Raw genomic sequence first — 13822 nt, forward strand, 5'->3', positions numbered from 1 at the left:
GGAAAGACCCCCACATGCGTATCGGCATCGACGTCGGCGGCACCAACACCGACGCCGCCCTGATCGACGGTGACGGCCAGGTGCTGGCCACCGTCAAGTGCCCCACCACGGAGGACGTCACCGGCGGCGTCGCCGCGGCCCTCGCCGCGCTGGGCGCCACCGACGTGTCCGCCGTGATGATCGGCACCACCCACTTCGTCAACGCCCTGGTGGAGGCCGCCAGGCTGGAGCCGGTCGCCGCCGTGCGGCTCGGCCTGCCCGCCACGGCGGCCCTCCCGCCGCTGGTCGACTGGCCCCTGCCGCTGCGCGAGGCCGTCGAGGGAGCGATCCACCTGTGCCACGGCGGCCACGAGTACGACGGCACCCCCCTGTCCGGCCTGGACCCGGCCGAGCTGCGGGCGGTCGCCGCCGACATCAGGGCGCGCGGGCTGCGCTCCGTCGCCGTCTCCTCGGTGTTCTCCCCGGTCAGCGCCGACTCCGAGCGGCGCGCGGCCGAGATCCTGGCCGCCGAGCTGGGGCCGGGCGTGCACCTGTCGCTGTCCGCCGAGATCGGCCGCGTCGGACTGCTGGCCAGGGAGAACGCCACGATCGTGAACGCCGCGCTGCGCCCGCTGGCCGACCGGACGGTGGCCGCCTTCGGCGAGGCGCTGCGCCGGGCGGGCATCACCGCGCCGCTGTTCCTGTCGCAGAACGACGGCACCCTCATGGACGTCGCCCACGCCCGCCGCTACCCCGTCGCCACCTTCGCCTCGGGGCCGACCAACTCGATGCGCGGGGCCGCGTACCTGTCCGGGCTGAGCGACTGCGCGGTCGTCGACATCGGCGGCACCACCACCGACGTCGGCGTCCTCGCCGGCGGCTTCCCGCGCGAGGCAGCGGGGGAGGCGCTCGTCGCCGGGGTGCGCACCAACTTCCGCATCCCCGACGTGCTGTCGATCGGCATCGGCGGCGGCTCCGTCGTGGCCGGCGACGGCACCACCGGACCGCGCAGCGTCGGCTACCGGCTGACGTCGGAGGCGCTCGTCTTCGGCGGCCCCACCCTCACCGCCACCGACCTCGCCGTGGCCGCCGGCCATGCCCGCCTCGGCGACCCGGCACGGGTCGCCGGCGTGGACCCCGGCCCGGCGCTGAAGGGCATCGCCGAACGGGTCGCCGAGGCCGTGGACCGCATGCGCACCTCTCCGGCGCCGCTGCCCGTCGTCCTGGTCGGCGGCGGCAGCATCCTCATCGACGAGCTGCCCGGCTTCGCCGACGTGCGCAGACCCGACCACTACGAGGTGGCCAACGCGGTCGGCGCGGCCATCGCCCAGGTCGGCGGCGAGGTGGACCGGGTGTTCTCCGGCCCGCGCGAGGCCAACCTGGCCGAGGCCCGGGCGGAGGCGGTGAGCCGCGCCGAGCGGGCCGGCGCCCGCGCGGGCAGCGTGCGGATCGTGGACGTGGAGGAGCTGCCGCTCGCCTACCTGCCGGGTGACGCCACCCGGATCAGGGTGAAGGCCGTCGGTGACCTGGACCTGGAGAAGATCGATGCGTGAGATCGGGATCGACGTGCTCGGCGACCTGGCGCGGGGCGCCGGGATCCTCGGCACGGGCGGCGGCGGCGACCCCTACGTCGGCATGCTGCTGGCCCGCGAGGCCATCCGCAGGCACGGCCCGGTGACCGTCCTCGACATCGGCGAGGTGCCCGCCGACGCGACCGTCGTACCGGTGTCGGGGATGGGCGCGCCCACCGTCCTGCTGGAGAAACTGCCCGCCGGCACCGAGGAGCTGACCGCCCTGCGTGCCCTGGAACAGGTGCTCGGCCGGCCCGCCAGCCACATCGTCCCCATCGAGATCGGCGGCGTGAACTCGATGATCCCCATCGCGGCCGCCGCGCAGGCCGGGCTGCCGCTGGTGGACGGCGACGCGATGGGCCGGGCGTTCCCCGAGGCCCAGATGGTGCTGCCGACGCTGATGGGCGTGCCCAACACGCCCATGGCGCTGGCCGACGACAAGGGCAACACCCTGGTCGTGGAGGCGGTGACCAACCGCTGGGCCGAGCGCATCGCCAGGGCGGCGTGCGTGCAGATGGGCTGCCAGGTGTCGTGCGCCGACACGGTGCTGCGCGGCGACCAGCTCCGCGACGGGCTGGTGCCCGCCACGCTCACCCTGGCCGAGAGCCTCGGCCGGGCCGTACGGGAGGCGCGGGCCGGCCACGCCGACCCGGTGGCGGCGGCGCTCGGCGTGCTCGGCGGGGTGCGGCTGTTCGCCGGCAAGGTGGTGGACGTGGAGCGGCGCACCACCGGGGGCTTCGCCAGGGGCCGGGCCCGGCTGGAGGGCACGAGCGACCTGGAGCTGCACTTCCAGAACGAGCACCTGCTCGCCCGCCGGGACGGCGAGATCGTGGCGACCACGCCCGACCTCATCTGCGTGCTCGACACCGACACCGGCGAGCCGGTCACCACGGAGGCGATGCGCTACGGCCTGCGGGTCACGGTCATCGCCGTGCCCTGCGACCCGCGCTGGACGACCCCGGCGGGGCTGGAGCTGGCCGGCCCGCGCTACTTCGGCTACGACTGCGACTACCTCCCCCTGGCGGCCGCCTGACACGGGCCGGCGAGGACGCGGTCGGCTTCCGAGGGGGACGGCCGTCCGGTGTAAGCCGCCTGACTACCGGAAATACCCCCCAGCAAGGTGACAAAGTGACGGGGCGTGCCGATGAGGGGACTGAGGATCGCCGGGATCGTGGGCGGGCTGCTGCTGGCGGGCGGCGGCGTGCCCGCCCCGGCCCGCGGGCCCGCGCCGGGGGCGGCGCGGGACCCGGGCGGCTGCTCCTCGGCCCAGCTCGACGTGCGGCTGGACCGGGTCGATCCCGGTGCGGGCAACCGGTACGCGCCGCTGGTGTTCACCAACCGCTCCGGCGCCGACTGCACCCTGCGCGGCCGTCCGGCGCTGGTCGTGCTCGACGCCTCCGGCGCCCCGCTGCCGGGCGCGGCGCCGGCCGCGCCCGGCACCTGGGCGCCGGAGGAGACGGTCACCCTGGAGCCGGGCGGCAGCGCCCGCTCGGTGCTGCATTGGACAGTCACCGCCGACGACTGTCCCGACGCCTCCGCGCTGCTGGTGACCCCGCCGGGGCAGGGCGCCGCCACGACGCTCCCGTTCCCGGCCGGACGGGTCTGCGGCACGCTCGACGTCACGCCCGTCCGCTAGAGCGAGGTGGTGCGGTGGCGGGCGCGGAACTCGGCCAGCAGTTCGTCGGTCACCTCCGCTCCGGCCGCCACGGCGGCGTGCACCTCGCGGAAGTACCCCTCGTACCCGGCCGGCGTGTAGAGGCACAGGGCGCGGGCCGGCACGGCGCCGGCGTTGCGGAAGCCGTGCGGTGTGCCGCGCAGCGCCGCCAGCAGGTGGCCGGGCCCCGCCGTCACCTCGCCGTCGCCGTGGTGCAGGGTCAGCTCCCCGTCGAGCACGTAGAAGTACTCGTCGTGCCCGTGGTGGACGTGCGGCCGGGCCCCGATCACGCCTGCGGCCAGGGTGAACTCCTCGAACGCGAACCGTCCGCCGGTGTGCTCGCCCGTCAGCCGGAACAGGTGCGCCACCCCGGCGACGTCGATCAGCTCGCCGTCCTCGGGACGGCGCAGCAGGGGGCGCGGTCCCGGCATTTCCCTGTCGGTCATCTCAGCATTATCGGCTGATGTCGGCACCGTCGCGCCGCAGCAGGCTCAGGTCGCGGCGGCGGGGCAGGCTCTCCCAGTCGCCCTGCGAGGTGACGGCGAACGCCCCGGCCGCGCACGCCGTCCGCAGCCGCTCGTCCGGCTCGGCCCCGGCCAGCCAGTCGGCCAGCCACCCGGCCGCGAACGCGTCTCCCGCGCCGACCGGGTCCACCTCGGTCACCTCGTACGGCTCCGCGCGCCGGACCACCCCACCGGACAGCTCCAGAGCGCCCTCGGCTCCCGACTTGACGAGCACGTGGCGCGGCCCGAGCGACGCCAGCGCCTCGGCGAGCGCGACCGGCTCGGCCGCGTCGGCGACGAGGCGGCCCTCCGGCACGGTCGCGAACAGCACGTCCACGTCCGCGATCACGCCGCGCAGCCACTCGCCCGCCTCCTTCGGCGACCAGAGCGCCCGCCGGTAGTTGACGTCGAGCGAGACGAGCACCCCGGCGGCGCGGGCCTGGGCGACGGCGTGGCGCGTCGCCTCGCGGGCGGACGCCGACAGCGCCGGCGTGATCGCCGACAGGTGCAGCACGCGGGCGCCGCGGATGAGCGCCGGGTCCAGGTCGGCGGGGGCGAGCCGGGAGCCGGCGCTGTCTCTGCGGTAGTAGCTGACGTCGATGAGGTCGGCGGTCCGCCTGCCCTTGATCATCAGTCCGGTGGGCGCGCCGGGGTCGGCGATGGCGCGGGTGTCCACCCCCTCGCCGAGCAGGGTGGCGCGGATCAGGTCGCCGAACTCGTCGGCGCCGACCCGGCCCACCCAGGTCACGCTGTGGCCGAGCCGTGCCACGCCGATCGCCACGTTGGACTCGGCCCCGCCCAGCCCGAGGTCGAAGTCGCGGGCGAAGCGCAGCGGCCCCGTACGGCGGGCCGCGAACAGCGCCATGGTCTCACCGAAGGTCACCAGATCGGTCATCGAGAGGAGCTACCCAGCTTTCTGGAGATGCGCGACGCCGCGGCGGCCACCATCGGCCCCAGTTCCCGCACCCGTGCGGCGGTGATCCGCGAGGAGAGGCCGGACAGGGAGATGGCGGCGACCACGGCGCCGGTGTGGTTGAAGATCGGCGCGCCGACGCAGCGCACCTCGGGTTCGTTCTCGCGGTCGTCCACGCTGTAACCGCGCCGGCGCACGCTCGCCAGGTCGGCGCGCAGCCGGGCCGGGTCGCTGATGGTGTGCCTGGTCATGACCTTCAGGTCGAGCCCGTCGACGGTGTCGTCCGGCAGCCAGGCGAGGATGGCCTTGCCCACGGCGGTGCTGTGCAGCGGGCCGCGGCTGCCGATGCGTGAGGCCATGCGGACGTTGGTCTCGTTCTCGACCTTGTCGATGTAGACGACGTGCGGCGGCTCGTACACCACGAGGTGGACCGTCTCGCGCACCTCGGCCACCAGCCGGTGCGACTCCTCGGCCGCGACCGCGCGCAGGTCGAGGCCCGAGAGGTAGGCCTGGCCCAGCTCCAGCGTGCCGTGGCCGAGCCGGTAGGCACCGGTCCTGCGGTCGCGTTCGAGCAGCCTGGCCTCGACGAGCGGGACCGTCAGCCGCAGCACGGTGCTCTTGGACAGGTCCACCGCCTCGGCGAGCTGGGTGAGCGTCAGGCCGCTGGAGGCCCGCACCTGGTCCAGCACCGCGAGCGCGCGGCGGAGGGAGGCTGACTGGTTGCGCTCGGGCACGGAGGCCATGGTAGGCGGTGCGGTTGTCGGACGTCAGCTTTTGCAGCACGTCGTTGTGCAGTGCACAACAAGTCGGCGCAGCTCTTCCGTGCCGCTCCGGCCGTTCCTAGTCTCGGCGCCAGGAGGTAATAGTGAAGTTTCTTTACTGTGCCCTGGCCGTCGTCACCCTGGCCGCCCTTACCGCCTGCGCGCCCCCCACGACCGCTCCCGCGTCCGGGGGCGACGACCGGACCGGGACCCTGCGCGTGTGGCTCTACGACGAGCCCAACCGCGCCCCCAAGGAGAAGGTCGTCGGCGAGGCGATCAAGGAGTTCACGGCCGCCCACCCGGACGTCAAGGTCGAGATCAGCTACATCCCGACCACGCCCGCCCGGCACGAGAAGTTCAAGGGCGCCTTCAACGACCCGCCCAGCGCGCCCGACGTCGCCGAGTACGGCAACACCGACCTCGCCGAGTACGTGGCCGCGGGCGGCCTCGCCGACCTCACCGCCGACCTGCGGGGAGTCGACGTCAACGCCGACCTCATGAAGTCGGCCTCCGTGGCCGGCAAGGTCTACGGCCTGCCCTGGTACATCGGCGTGCGCGCCCTCTACTACCGTACGGACGTCCTCGCGGAGCTGGGCCTGAAACCCCCCGCCTCCATCGGGGAACTGGCACGCACGGCCCGGACCATCCGGGCGAGGAAACCCGACCTGTACGGCATCGCCGTCGGCGGCGAGTACACCTTCGGCGCCCTGCCGTTCGTCTGGGCCGCGGGCGGCGACATCACCTCTCTCGACTCGGCCGCCTCGCGCAAGGGGGTCGAGGCGTACACCGGCCTGCTGTCCGACGCCGTGTGCCCGCCGCAGGCATGCGCGTCGCTGACCGGCGGCAGGACCGTCGAGCTGTTCGCCGGCGGCAAGGCGGCGATGGGCATCCTCGGCAACTTCAACCGCGCGGCCGTGGACGCCGGGGCGGCGGCCGGCAGGTACCGGGTCGTGCCGCTGCCCGGCTTCGAGCCCGGCTCGGTCGCGCCGGCCTTCGCCGGCGGCAACAACCTCGGCGTGCTGCGCCATGCCCGGCACCGCACGCTCGCGGTCGAGTTCGTCAAGCTGCTCGGCGGCAGGACGTACCAGACCAAGATGTACGAGGCGATGGGCAACCTGCCGACCCTCACCGCCGCCCGGGACGAACTGGCCGCCAAGGACCCCTTCGTCAAGCCCTTCCTCGACGTCGTCGCCGCGGGCACCAGGTTCGTGCCCGTCCACCCCGGCTGGGTGAAGATCGACAACACCAAGGTCATCCCGACCATGCTGCAGAAGGCCGCCACCGGGCGGGCGAGCGTGGACGAGGCCACGACGGAGGCCGCCGCCGCCGTCAAGACGGCCCTCGGCGGCTCGTGACCGCGGCCGCCCCGCCCGCCCTCGCCCGATGGCGGCGGGCCGCGACGCGACGCCGGGCGGGCGCTGCGCGGCCGTGGCTGTACCTGCTGCCCGCCCTCGCCGTCCTCGGGCCGCTGTTCGGCTACCCGATCTACCTGCTCGGCCTGCTGTCGGTCTTCGACTACCGGCAGGCGCAGGTCAGCGGCGGGCAGCCGACCACGTTCGTCGGGTTCGGCAACTACGCGGCCCTGTTCGGCGACGCGCGGTTCTGGAGCGTGCTGCTGCAGACCGTGGGGTTCGCCGCCGCGCTGGTGGCCGCCACCCTGGCCGTGGGCGCGGCCCTGGCCGTGCTCATGACCCGCGTCGGGACCGTGCCGAGGGCGGCGCTGTCGCTGGCCGCCCTCGGCGCCTGGGCGGCGCCCGCGATGACCGGGTCCACCGTGTGGATGTTCCTCTTCGACGCCGACCTCGGCCTGGTCAACCAGGTGCTCGGCACCGAGGGCCGCAACTGGTTCTTCGACCGGTGGGTGACGTTCGGGGTGGTCGGCGCCACCGTCGTGTGGCACTCGTTCCCGTTCGTCATGGTGACGCTGTACGCGGGCATCCAGGCCGTGCCCGCCTCGGTGCTGGAGGCGGCCGCGCTGGACGGGGCGTCCGCCTGGCAGGCGTTCCGCCGGGTGGTCGTGCCGATGCTGCGGCCGCTGATCACCATCGTCGTCATCCAGTCGATCATCTGGGATTTCAAGATCTTCACCCAGATCTACGTGATGACCAGCGGCGGCGGCATCGCCGGGCAGAACACCGTGCTCAACGTCTACGCCTACCAGACCGCGTTCGGCTCCTCCGAGTACGGGCTCGGCTCGGCCATCGGCGTGGTGATGACGCTGATCCTGCTCGTCGTGACCATGTTCTACATCCGCGCGCTGCACCGGACGGGGGAGAGGCTCTAGTGCGTACCACCCGGCACGCGGCCAACGCGGTGGCGCTGGTCGTGGCGTTCCTGACGGCTTTCCCGCTCTACTGGATGGCGCTGTCGGCGGTCAAACCCGCCGGGGAGATCCACACCCTCGACGTGCGGCCGTGGACCCTCCACCCCACCCTGGAGCACTTCACGCGGGTGCTCACCGGCGAGGGGTTCGCCCGCTACTTCGTCAACAGCGCGGTGGTGGCGCTGGCCGTCGTGGCGCTGTCGGCCGTGGTCGCCTTCCTCGCCGCGGTGGCGGTCACCCGGTTCGCGTTCCGGTTCCGCACCACCGTGCTGATCATGTTCCTGGTGGCGCAGATGGTGCCGGTGGAGGCGCTGACGATCCCGCTGTTCTTCGTGGTGCGCGACGCGGGCCTGCTCAACACCCTCGCCTCGCTGGTGCTCGTGCACCTGGCGTTCTCCCTGCCGTTCGCCGTCTGGATGATGCGCGGCTTCGTCGCCGCGGTGCCGGAGGCGCTGGAGGAGGCGGCGCTGATCGACGGGGCGAGCCGCGCGACCGTGCTGTGGCGCATCCTGTTCCCCCTGGTCGCTCCCGGCCTGGTGGCGACGAGCGTCTTCTCGTTCATCACCGCCTGGAACGACTTCGTCTTCGCCAGGACGTTCATCATCTCGGCCAGGGACAACCAGACTCTGCCCGCCGCGCTGCTCGGCTTCTTCAAGCCGGACGAGAACGACTGGGGCGGCATCATGGCGGCCTCGACGCTCATGACGATCCCCGTGCTGGTCTTCTTCGTGGCGGTGCAGCGCCGCCTCGTGTCAGGTCTTGGAGGGGCCGTCAAAGACTGATGTCTCGTGCCGATGAATCGCGGCAGCTGAGGTCCGCGCGGGGAGCGGAAAGGCCCGCACGGCGTCGCGGGACGCCGTGCGGGCGTGGGCGGTGAACAGGGCCGGTACCGGTGGGGTCAGTACTCGGTGGTGACGGCCGTGCCCGAGAAGGCCGCCGCGCCGTGCAGACTGACGTAATGCCAGCCGGCCGCCGGGGCGGTGACAGTGATGGTGTGCCCGTTGCCGGCTCCGGCGGCGCGCAGGGTGTGGGAGGAGACGGTGGCCCAGCCCCGGTCGCTGTAGTAGAGGTCGGCGTCGCCGGTCCCGCCCGACGAGGTGATGGTCAGGCTGGGGACGCCGTCGGGTAGGTAGAGGTAGAGGTAGGCGTAGTCGCCCGCGACGGCGGACAGCCCGCTGCGCCGGCAGTCGCGGTCCAGCCGCCGGGTGTCCGGGTCGGCGCACTCGGGGACCTGGCCGTCGCCCGCGCAGCCGCCTGCCGAGCACGCGGCCAGCCAGGAGTTCCAGTCGGCGTCGTAGCGGCTGCCGATGCCGCGGGTCAGGAAGTCGCGGGCGGCGTTCCACGAGCCGGTGCGGTAGTGGCCGAGCACGGTGTCGACGTCGGCGCGGTGCCGTTCGTACATGTAGCGCACGGCCAGGTAGCCCCACCGGTAGACGCGCGTGGCGTCGTGGTCGTACGTGGTGTTCCACAGGGTGCTGAGGGCGTAGGTGCGGCGGCCGGCCTCGGCGATGGCGGCGTCGTAGGTCACCTTCCGGTAGGAGTAGGAGACGTACTCGGCGAAGCCCTCGATCCACCAGACGGTCGGCGTGGAGATGGCGGCGGCGAAGTCGCCGTGCATGGTGAACCGGCCGTCGAGGTAGTGGGTGTACTCGTGGTTGAGGTTCCAGATCTGGAAGTCCGGGCGCAGCCACTCGGCCTCGTAGGCGATGAACCGCGGCTGGTTGCCCGGCCGGGAGGGGTCGCCCTCCAGGTACATGCCGCCGTTGTTCGTGTCGATGCCGAACATGACGCCGGCGTAGGTCTGGTAGTCGGTGCTGGAGTCGAACACCACCACCTCCAGGGTGGTGTTGTGGTCGTCGGCCACCGGCCGGCCGCCGTCGCGGGCCAGGTCGTGGAAGAAGGCGTCCTGGCCCGCGAGGCTCGTACAGGTGCCGGAGAGCTGGCCGGAGGTCATCTCCTGGGCGCGGATCCGGATCGCCGGGCCGCACGCGTGGGTGACGGGCAGCACCGCGGCGGCCAGGCGGGCGGCCAGGTCGCAGGTGCCGTAGAAGGAGCAGGAGGCTCTGTCGAAGGCGTCGGCCATCTCGGCCACGCCGACCCACAGCCGCGCGGTCGGGCCCGTGACGGCGCTGCGCCCGAGCAGGCCGCGCGCCATCGGCCGGACGGTGTCCCGCAGGGCCGCGTGCTGGAGGAACCGCGCGAGCTCGCGCCCGGCGTTGGCCGTGAGGTAGCCGCGCTCGGTCCCGAGCAGGGCGAGGTGGCGGGTGGCGAAGGACTCGAGCGTCCTGAGGACGCCGGTGTCCGCCTGGACGGCGCTTACGAACGCGGGCACCTGGTGGCCGCGGAACAGCACCGTGTAGGCGCTGTTGACCGCGTTCAGCATCCACCACGACGCGTCGTAGGAGGAGTCGTAGCCGTTCAGCAGCCGCTCGACCACGTCCAGGTAGCGGTCGTTCTGCTGGGCGCTGTCGATCAGCACGACCGCCTCCGACAGCACCTCGCCGTTGGCGTCGCTGACCGTCCAGGCGCGCGGGTTCGCGAAGAACGCGTCGAGTCCCGCCCGGATTGCGGTCCTGAGCTGCGGCCCGTACGAGCCGACATCGTCGGGGTGGTACCACTGCACGTAGTAGCCGGCCCGCAGGTACAGCACGAGCTGGGCGGTGCCGGCGCGGTTGTCGCCCGGATAGCCGGCGCCGTCGTCCCGCAGGGCGGTGGCGACGCTCACCATCTGCTCCTCGCGGAAGGCGCCGCGGGCGTCGGTCCCGGTCAGGCCGAAGAGCGTGTTGACGCAGTCGGTGGTGGCCGACTTGACGTGCCTGACCAGCTCGCCGCCCGTGCGGCCGGTGAAGCCGGCGACGTCGCAGGCGGCCGCCCGGGCCGTGGGGGTGCCGGCCGAGGGCCGCCGTGGTCGCGGCGCGGGGCGCGGGTCGTCGTAGTCGCGGCGAGCGGCGTCGGTGGAAGCGGGCTGCGGCGCCCGCTCGCGGGCGTCCAGCCGCGAGTCGCGCAGGTGTTCCGGCTCGTCGGTGCCGGTCAGGGACGCGACGGGTGGCGGCTCGGCGGTGAGCGCGCTTCGCGTCGTGGGCGCCTCCACACCGGCGTACGCGGGGGAGACCGGCTGGAGGAGGAGGCTGAGGGTGATGAGCGGCAGCAGTAATCGCCTGGGCACTTTGGACACGGGGGACCTCCGGGGGTGTCCGCTGGGCTGTGAGGTGCCCCGAGTGTGCGGCCCGCGCGGAACCCGTGGTCATAGGGCGCGCCATAGATGTTGGCTATGTGTTCACCGGAACGCCTGGTCCCGTACGGTGACATGTCACATAATTTGCCTTTATGGAGCTTGAGCTCCGGCATCTCCGGATGCTCTGCGCGATAGCGGAGACGGGCAGCGTGACCCGGGCGGCCGCCCGGCTCGGCCTGTCGCAACCCGCCCTCACCGTCCAGCTACGCAAGGTCGAGGAGATCGTCGGCGGCGCGCTCTTCGCGCGCAGCCGCTCCGGCGCCGTCCCCACCCTGCTGGGCGGCCAGGTCATCGCCCGCGCCCGGGTCGTGCTGTCGGAGATGGACGGGCTGGTCGGCGACCTGCGCGACGCCCGCGCCCAGGTGACCCGGCTCCGCCTGGGCAGCGTCCACACGGCCTGCGTCGCGAGCGTCGTCGGCCGGGTCGGCGAGGCCCTGCCCGGCCGCCTCATCTCCCTGCGGATCGAGCCGTCGGCCGCGCTGCTGGCCGACGCCCTCACCCGGGGCATGCTCGACGCGGCGCTCGTGGGCATGATCGAGGGTTTCGACGTCCCGCTGCCCGCGCCGATCGTCAGCCGGACGCTGATCCCGCACCACCCGATCTTCGTCGCCCTGGCTGAACGGCACCGGCTGGCCGGTCAGGCCGAGATCAGCCTCGCCGACCTGCGTGAGGAACGCTGGATCAGCCCGCCCGGCGCGGACGACGGCTCCCTGGCGGCCCTGCGCGCCGCGTGCCGCGCGGCCGGGTTCGAGCCGGACGTCCGCTACGACGCCCCCAGCGGGGGCGGGCACCACCTCGTGGCCGCGGGCCACGGCATCAGGCTGGTGGACCCCACCTGGCCCGCCCCGCCGGGCACCGCCGTCCGCCCGCTCGCCGGCGAGCCCCAGGTCGCCCGGCTCGTCGTCGCCTGGCGCCGCGACCGTCTCGGCACGGTGGCGGCGACCGCCGTCTACCGCGGCCTCGCCGCCGCCTTCCGCGACCACGTGGACGACAACCCGGCCTACCGCGACTGGTGGGACGCCCACCCCGAGACGCATCCCCTCTGAGCGGGAACTGGTGTCGCTCATTCTGCGTGAAGCCGACGGACCATGGCCGTGACGGCTTCGCAGGGCGATCTCACGGCCTGGTGTTGACCTGCCGGCTCTGTGTTCCAGTGGCGCCGCTACGCCAGTGCGGCGGCGCGCTCTGCCGCGGGCCCGGCTCCACCGCGACGGCGGTGGTGTAGCGTCCGGGCGGCACCTGCTGGGGGAACGGCCCGCAGGTGCTCGCCTGACCTGCTGTCAGGGCACCGAGCTCGCACGCCCGCAGAGTCTTCGCCAGCGGTACGCGGGATTCGATGTCGTGCAACCAGACGTAGGCGACCGCGCCGTCGACCGCCTGGACCGCGCGCAGGTCGAGGGAGGTGGCCACGGCTCCGTCGGTCACCTGGACACAGGGCTGGACCGATACCGGCACGCGCACCTCGACAATCGGCGAGCGGCACTGCGTCGGCATGTCCGGTACGGCATCGCCCGGGGTCCAGATGGACGCCGCGGTGGCCGTGACGAGTGCCAGCGCCGTACCGATGCCCGCCGCGACCTTCCACAGAGCGCGTGGCCTCCGCTCCTGGCCGTGGGCCTCGTCCGCCATGGCTGATCCGCTGGGCTCGGGTTCGCGGGTGGCCTGGGAGTTCTGCGGGATCTGGCCGTTGATCTCGTGCCAGCGCCGCTCCCACTCGGCAGTGTCCGTCATGCCGCAGGCGCGTACGTAATCGAGGGTGGCCGCCAGGCTCGGCAGCCGGAGTCCCTTGGCGGCTTCGGAGAGCCTGCTCGGCGAGCACCCGACCCGAGAGCCCATGATCCGGTAAGTCGGTTTCCCCGCCGCCACGCGCAACTGGCGCAGGTCATGCGCGAAGCGTTCGATCAACCCGCTGCCGGGATCGAGTTCACGTTCTGGCCTGCCCAATTCACCCTGCCTGGTTGATCAGGTGTCCGATCGGTGGTGATCAATCAAAGCGTGACAAGGATGGGCCGTACCAGGCAAGTCAGTCGGCTGAGGAGGCACGAGTGAAGAAGAGGATGTTCGCGGCGGTGGCTGCGGTGGCGGTGGGCACCTGTGGTGTCTCGGCGCCGGCCCACGCCGCCATGGGAGTGGCCTTCCGCGCGTATTCGGGCGCGAGCCAGAGCGCACACCAGGCCCATTTCGAGAGCCTGCGCCGCCAGGGCTACCGGCCGATCACGGTGAGCGTGTCGGAGGGGCCGAGCTACGCGGCCGTCTGGGTCAAGGGCGGGGGCGGAGCCTGGATCTCGCGGAGCGGGATGTCCGAGGCGGGCTTCAGGGCGCGGTTCGACGACTACCTCGCGCAGGGATACCAGCCGACATCGGTGTCCGCGACGGGTCCGGCCGGCCGTGCGACGTTCACCGCGCTGTGGGAGAAGCGCTCCGAACGGTTCTTCTCTCGCATGGGGCTCACGGGGGCACAGTTCGCCGCCGCCAACCGGAAGGCGCATGAGGACGGGTACGTACCGGTCTCGATTGACGTGTACGGCACGTCGTCGGATCCCCGGTACGTCGCGGTCTGGCGGCAGAGCCAGGGAGGCGGATGGTACTTCTCGTACGGGAAGTCGTCCGCCGCGCACAAGAAGTTCTTCGACGAGCGCACCGCCGAGGGGTTCCGCCCGACGGCGGTCGCGGTGGCCCCGGGAGGGGCGCGGTTCGCCGCGATCTACCGCAAGGACGGTGTCCGCCCCTGGCACCACTACATCGACACCTCCGGCTCCGCCTACCAGCGCCGGTTCGACAGCCTCGTGGCCCGCGGCCTGCGGCCGGTCCAGGTGAACGTCGAGGACGGCGTGTACGCCTCGGTCTGGGTCAGGTGACCGGGCCGGCGGCGGGACGACACAA

At 73.2% G+C, this 13822-nt stretch carries 13 protein-coding genes; 8 read left to right on the forward strand and 5 right to left on the reverse strand.

Going from position 1 to position 13822, the window contains the following annotated elements; all coding sequences use genetic code 11:
• Positions 1-14: 14 nt before the first annotated feature.
• The 3 genes from ACGF0J_RS35555 (at position 15) to ACGF0J_RS35565 (ending at position 3186) form a co-directional block, all read left to right on the forward strand.
• Positions 15-1532 carry a hydantoinase/oxoprolinase N-terminal domain-containing protein gene (locus ACGF0J_RS35555; protein ID WP_393153237.1) on the forward strand — a complete coding sequence of 506 codons (1518 nt, stop codon included), beginning with the start codon at positions 15-17 and terminating at the stop codon, positions 1530-1532.
• Positions 1525-2583: a DUF917 domain-containing protein gene (locus ACGF0J_RS35560; RefSeq protein ID WP_393153239.1), complete on the forward strand. Its 1059-nt coding sequence runs from the start codon at positions 1525-1527 to the stop codon at positions 2581-2583. Before ACGF0J_RS35555 ends, ACGF0J_RS35560 begins: the two co-directional genes overlap by 8 nt.
• Before the next feature lie 111 nt (positions 2584-2694).
• Positions 2695-3186, forward strand: coding sequence for a DUF4232 domain-containing protein (locus ACGF0J_RS35565; protein WP_393153241.1), 492 nt, complete (start codon positions 2695-2697; stop codon positions 3184-3186).
• On the opposite strand, the gene ACGF0J_RS35570 is transcribed toward ACGF0J_RS35565, so the two are convergent.
• From ACGF0J_RS35570 to ACGF0J_RS35580, 3 genes are read right to left on the reverse strand one after another with little or no spacing between them, the layout of a single operon-like run.
• On the reverse strand, positions 3183-3650 hold the full coding sequence (locus ACGF0J_RS35570) for a cupin domain-containing protein (protein ID WP_393153243.1): 468 nt from the start codon (positions 3648-3650) through the stop codon (positions 3183-3185). The genes ACGF0J_RS35565 and ACGF0J_RS35570 overlap by 4 nt on opposite strands.
• A gap of 7 nt (positions 3651-3657) precedes the next feature.
• The gene (locus ACGF0J_RS35575) at positions 3658-4602 is read right to left on the reverse strand and encodes a sugar kinase (RefSeq protein ID WP_393153245.1); all 945 of its coding nucleotides are present in this window, start codon (positions 4600-4602) and stop codon (positions 3658-3660) included.
• A complete protein-coding gene (locus ACGF0J_RS35580) occupies positions 4599-5363 on the reverse strand; it encodes an IclR family transcriptional regulator (RefSeq protein ID WP_393153247.1) in 765 nt (254 codons plus the stop codon). The genes ACGF0J_RS35575 and ACGF0J_RS35580 overlap by 4 nt, the downstream gene beginning before the upstream one ends.
• Before the next feature lie 122 nt (positions 5364-5485).
• On the opposite strand from ACGF0J_RS35580, the gene ACGF0J_RS35585 reads away from it, so the two are divergent.
• From ACGF0J_RS35585 to ACGF0J_RS35595, 3 genes are read left to right on the forward strand one after another with little or no spacing between them, the layout of a single operon-like run.
• Positions 5486-6736, forward strand: coding sequence for an extracellular solute-binding protein (locus tag ACGF0J_RS35585; RefSeq protein ID WP_393153249.1), 1251 nt, complete (start codon positions 5486-5488; stop codon positions 6734-6736).
• A complete protein-coding gene (locus ACGF0J_RS35590) occupies positions 6733-7665 on the forward strand; it encodes a carbohydrate ABC transporter permease (RefSeq protein WP_393153251.1) in 933 nt (310 codons plus the stop codon). Before ACGF0J_RS35585 ends, ACGF0J_RS35590 begins: the two co-directional genes overlap by 4 nt.
• Positions 7665-8486, forward strand: coding sequence for a carbohydrate ABC transporter permease (locus ACGF0J_RS35595; RefSeq protein WP_393153253.1), 822 nt, complete (start codon positions 7665-7667; stop codon positions 8484-8486). Before ACGF0J_RS35590 ends, ACGF0J_RS35595 begins: the two co-directional genes overlap by 1 nt.
• Before the next feature lie 116 nt (positions 8487-8602).
• Here the strand turns inward: ACGF0J_RS35595 and ACGF0J_RS35600 are convergent, their stop codons facing one another.
• Positions 8603-10879 (reverse strand): M9 family metallopeptidase, encoded by a 2277-nt coding sequence (locus ACGF0J_RS35600; protein WP_393153255.1) that lies wholly within the window; start codon positions 10877-10879, stop codon positions 8603-8605.
• A gap of 152 nt (positions 10880-11031) precedes the next feature.
• Here ACGF0J_RS35600 and ACGF0J_RS35605 point away from each other — a divergent pair, with 152 nt between their 5' ends.
• Positions 11032-11985 (forward strand): LysR family transcriptional regulator, encoded by a 954-nt coding sequence (locus ACGF0J_RS35605; RefSeq protein WP_393153257.1) that lies wholly within the window; start codon positions 11032-11034, stop codon positions 11983-11985.
• Positions 11986-12055: 70 nt separating this feature from the next.
• On the opposite strand, the gene ACGF0J_RS35610 is transcribed toward ACGF0J_RS35605, so the two are convergent.
• Positions 12056-12883: a helix-turn-helix domain-containing protein gene (locus ACGF0J_RS35610; protein ID WP_393153259.1), complete on the reverse strand. Its 828-nt coding sequence runs from the start codon at positions 12881-12883 to the stop codon at positions 12056-12058.
• Between the two features lie 101 nt (positions 12884-12984).
• Between ACGF0J_RS35610 and ACGF0J_RS35615 the strand changes: the two genes are divergently transcribed.
• A complete protein-coding gene (locus ACGF0J_RS35615) occupies positions 12985-13797 on the forward strand; it encodes a hypothetical protein (RefSeq protein WP_393153261.1) in 813 nt (270 codons plus the stop codon).
• Positions 13798-13822 lie beyond the last annotated feature (25 nt).

Origin of the sequence: Nonomuraea sp. NPDC047897 (assembly GCF_043204415.1) — a bacterium.
GTDB lineage: Bacteria > Actinomycetota > Actinomycetes > Streptosporangiales > Streptosporangiaceae > Nonomuraea.

Coding starts and splice junctions, on each gene's coding strand:
- ACGF0J_RS35555 (WP_393153237.1), top strand. CDS start 15: ATGCGTATCGGCATCGACGTCGGCGGCACCAACACCGACGCCGCCCTG.
- ACGF0J_RS35560 (WP_393153239.1), top strand. CDS start 1,525: ATGCGTGAGATCGGGATCGACGTGCTCGGCGACCTGGCGCGGGGCGCC.
- ACGF0J_RS35565 (WP_393153241.1), top strand. CDS start 2,695: ATGAGGGGACTGAGGATCGCCGGGATCGTGGGCGGGCTGCTGCTGGCG.
- ACGF0J_RS35570 (WP_393153243.1), bottom strand. CDS start 3,650: ATGACCGACAGGGAAATGCCGGGACCGCGCCCCCTGCTGCGCCGTCCC.
- ACGF0J_RS35575 (WP_393153245.1), bottom strand. CDS start 4,602: ATGACCGATCTGGTGACCTTCGGTGAGACCATGGCGCTGTTCGCGGCC.
- ACGF0J_RS35580 (WP_393153247.1), bottom strand. CDS start 5,363: ATGGCCTCCGTGCCCGAGCGCAACCAGTCAGCCTCCCTCCGCCGCGCG.
- ACGF0J_RS35605 (WP_393153257.1), top strand. CDS start 11,032: ATGGAGCTTGAGCTCCGGCATCTCCGGATGCTCTGCGCGATAGCGGAG.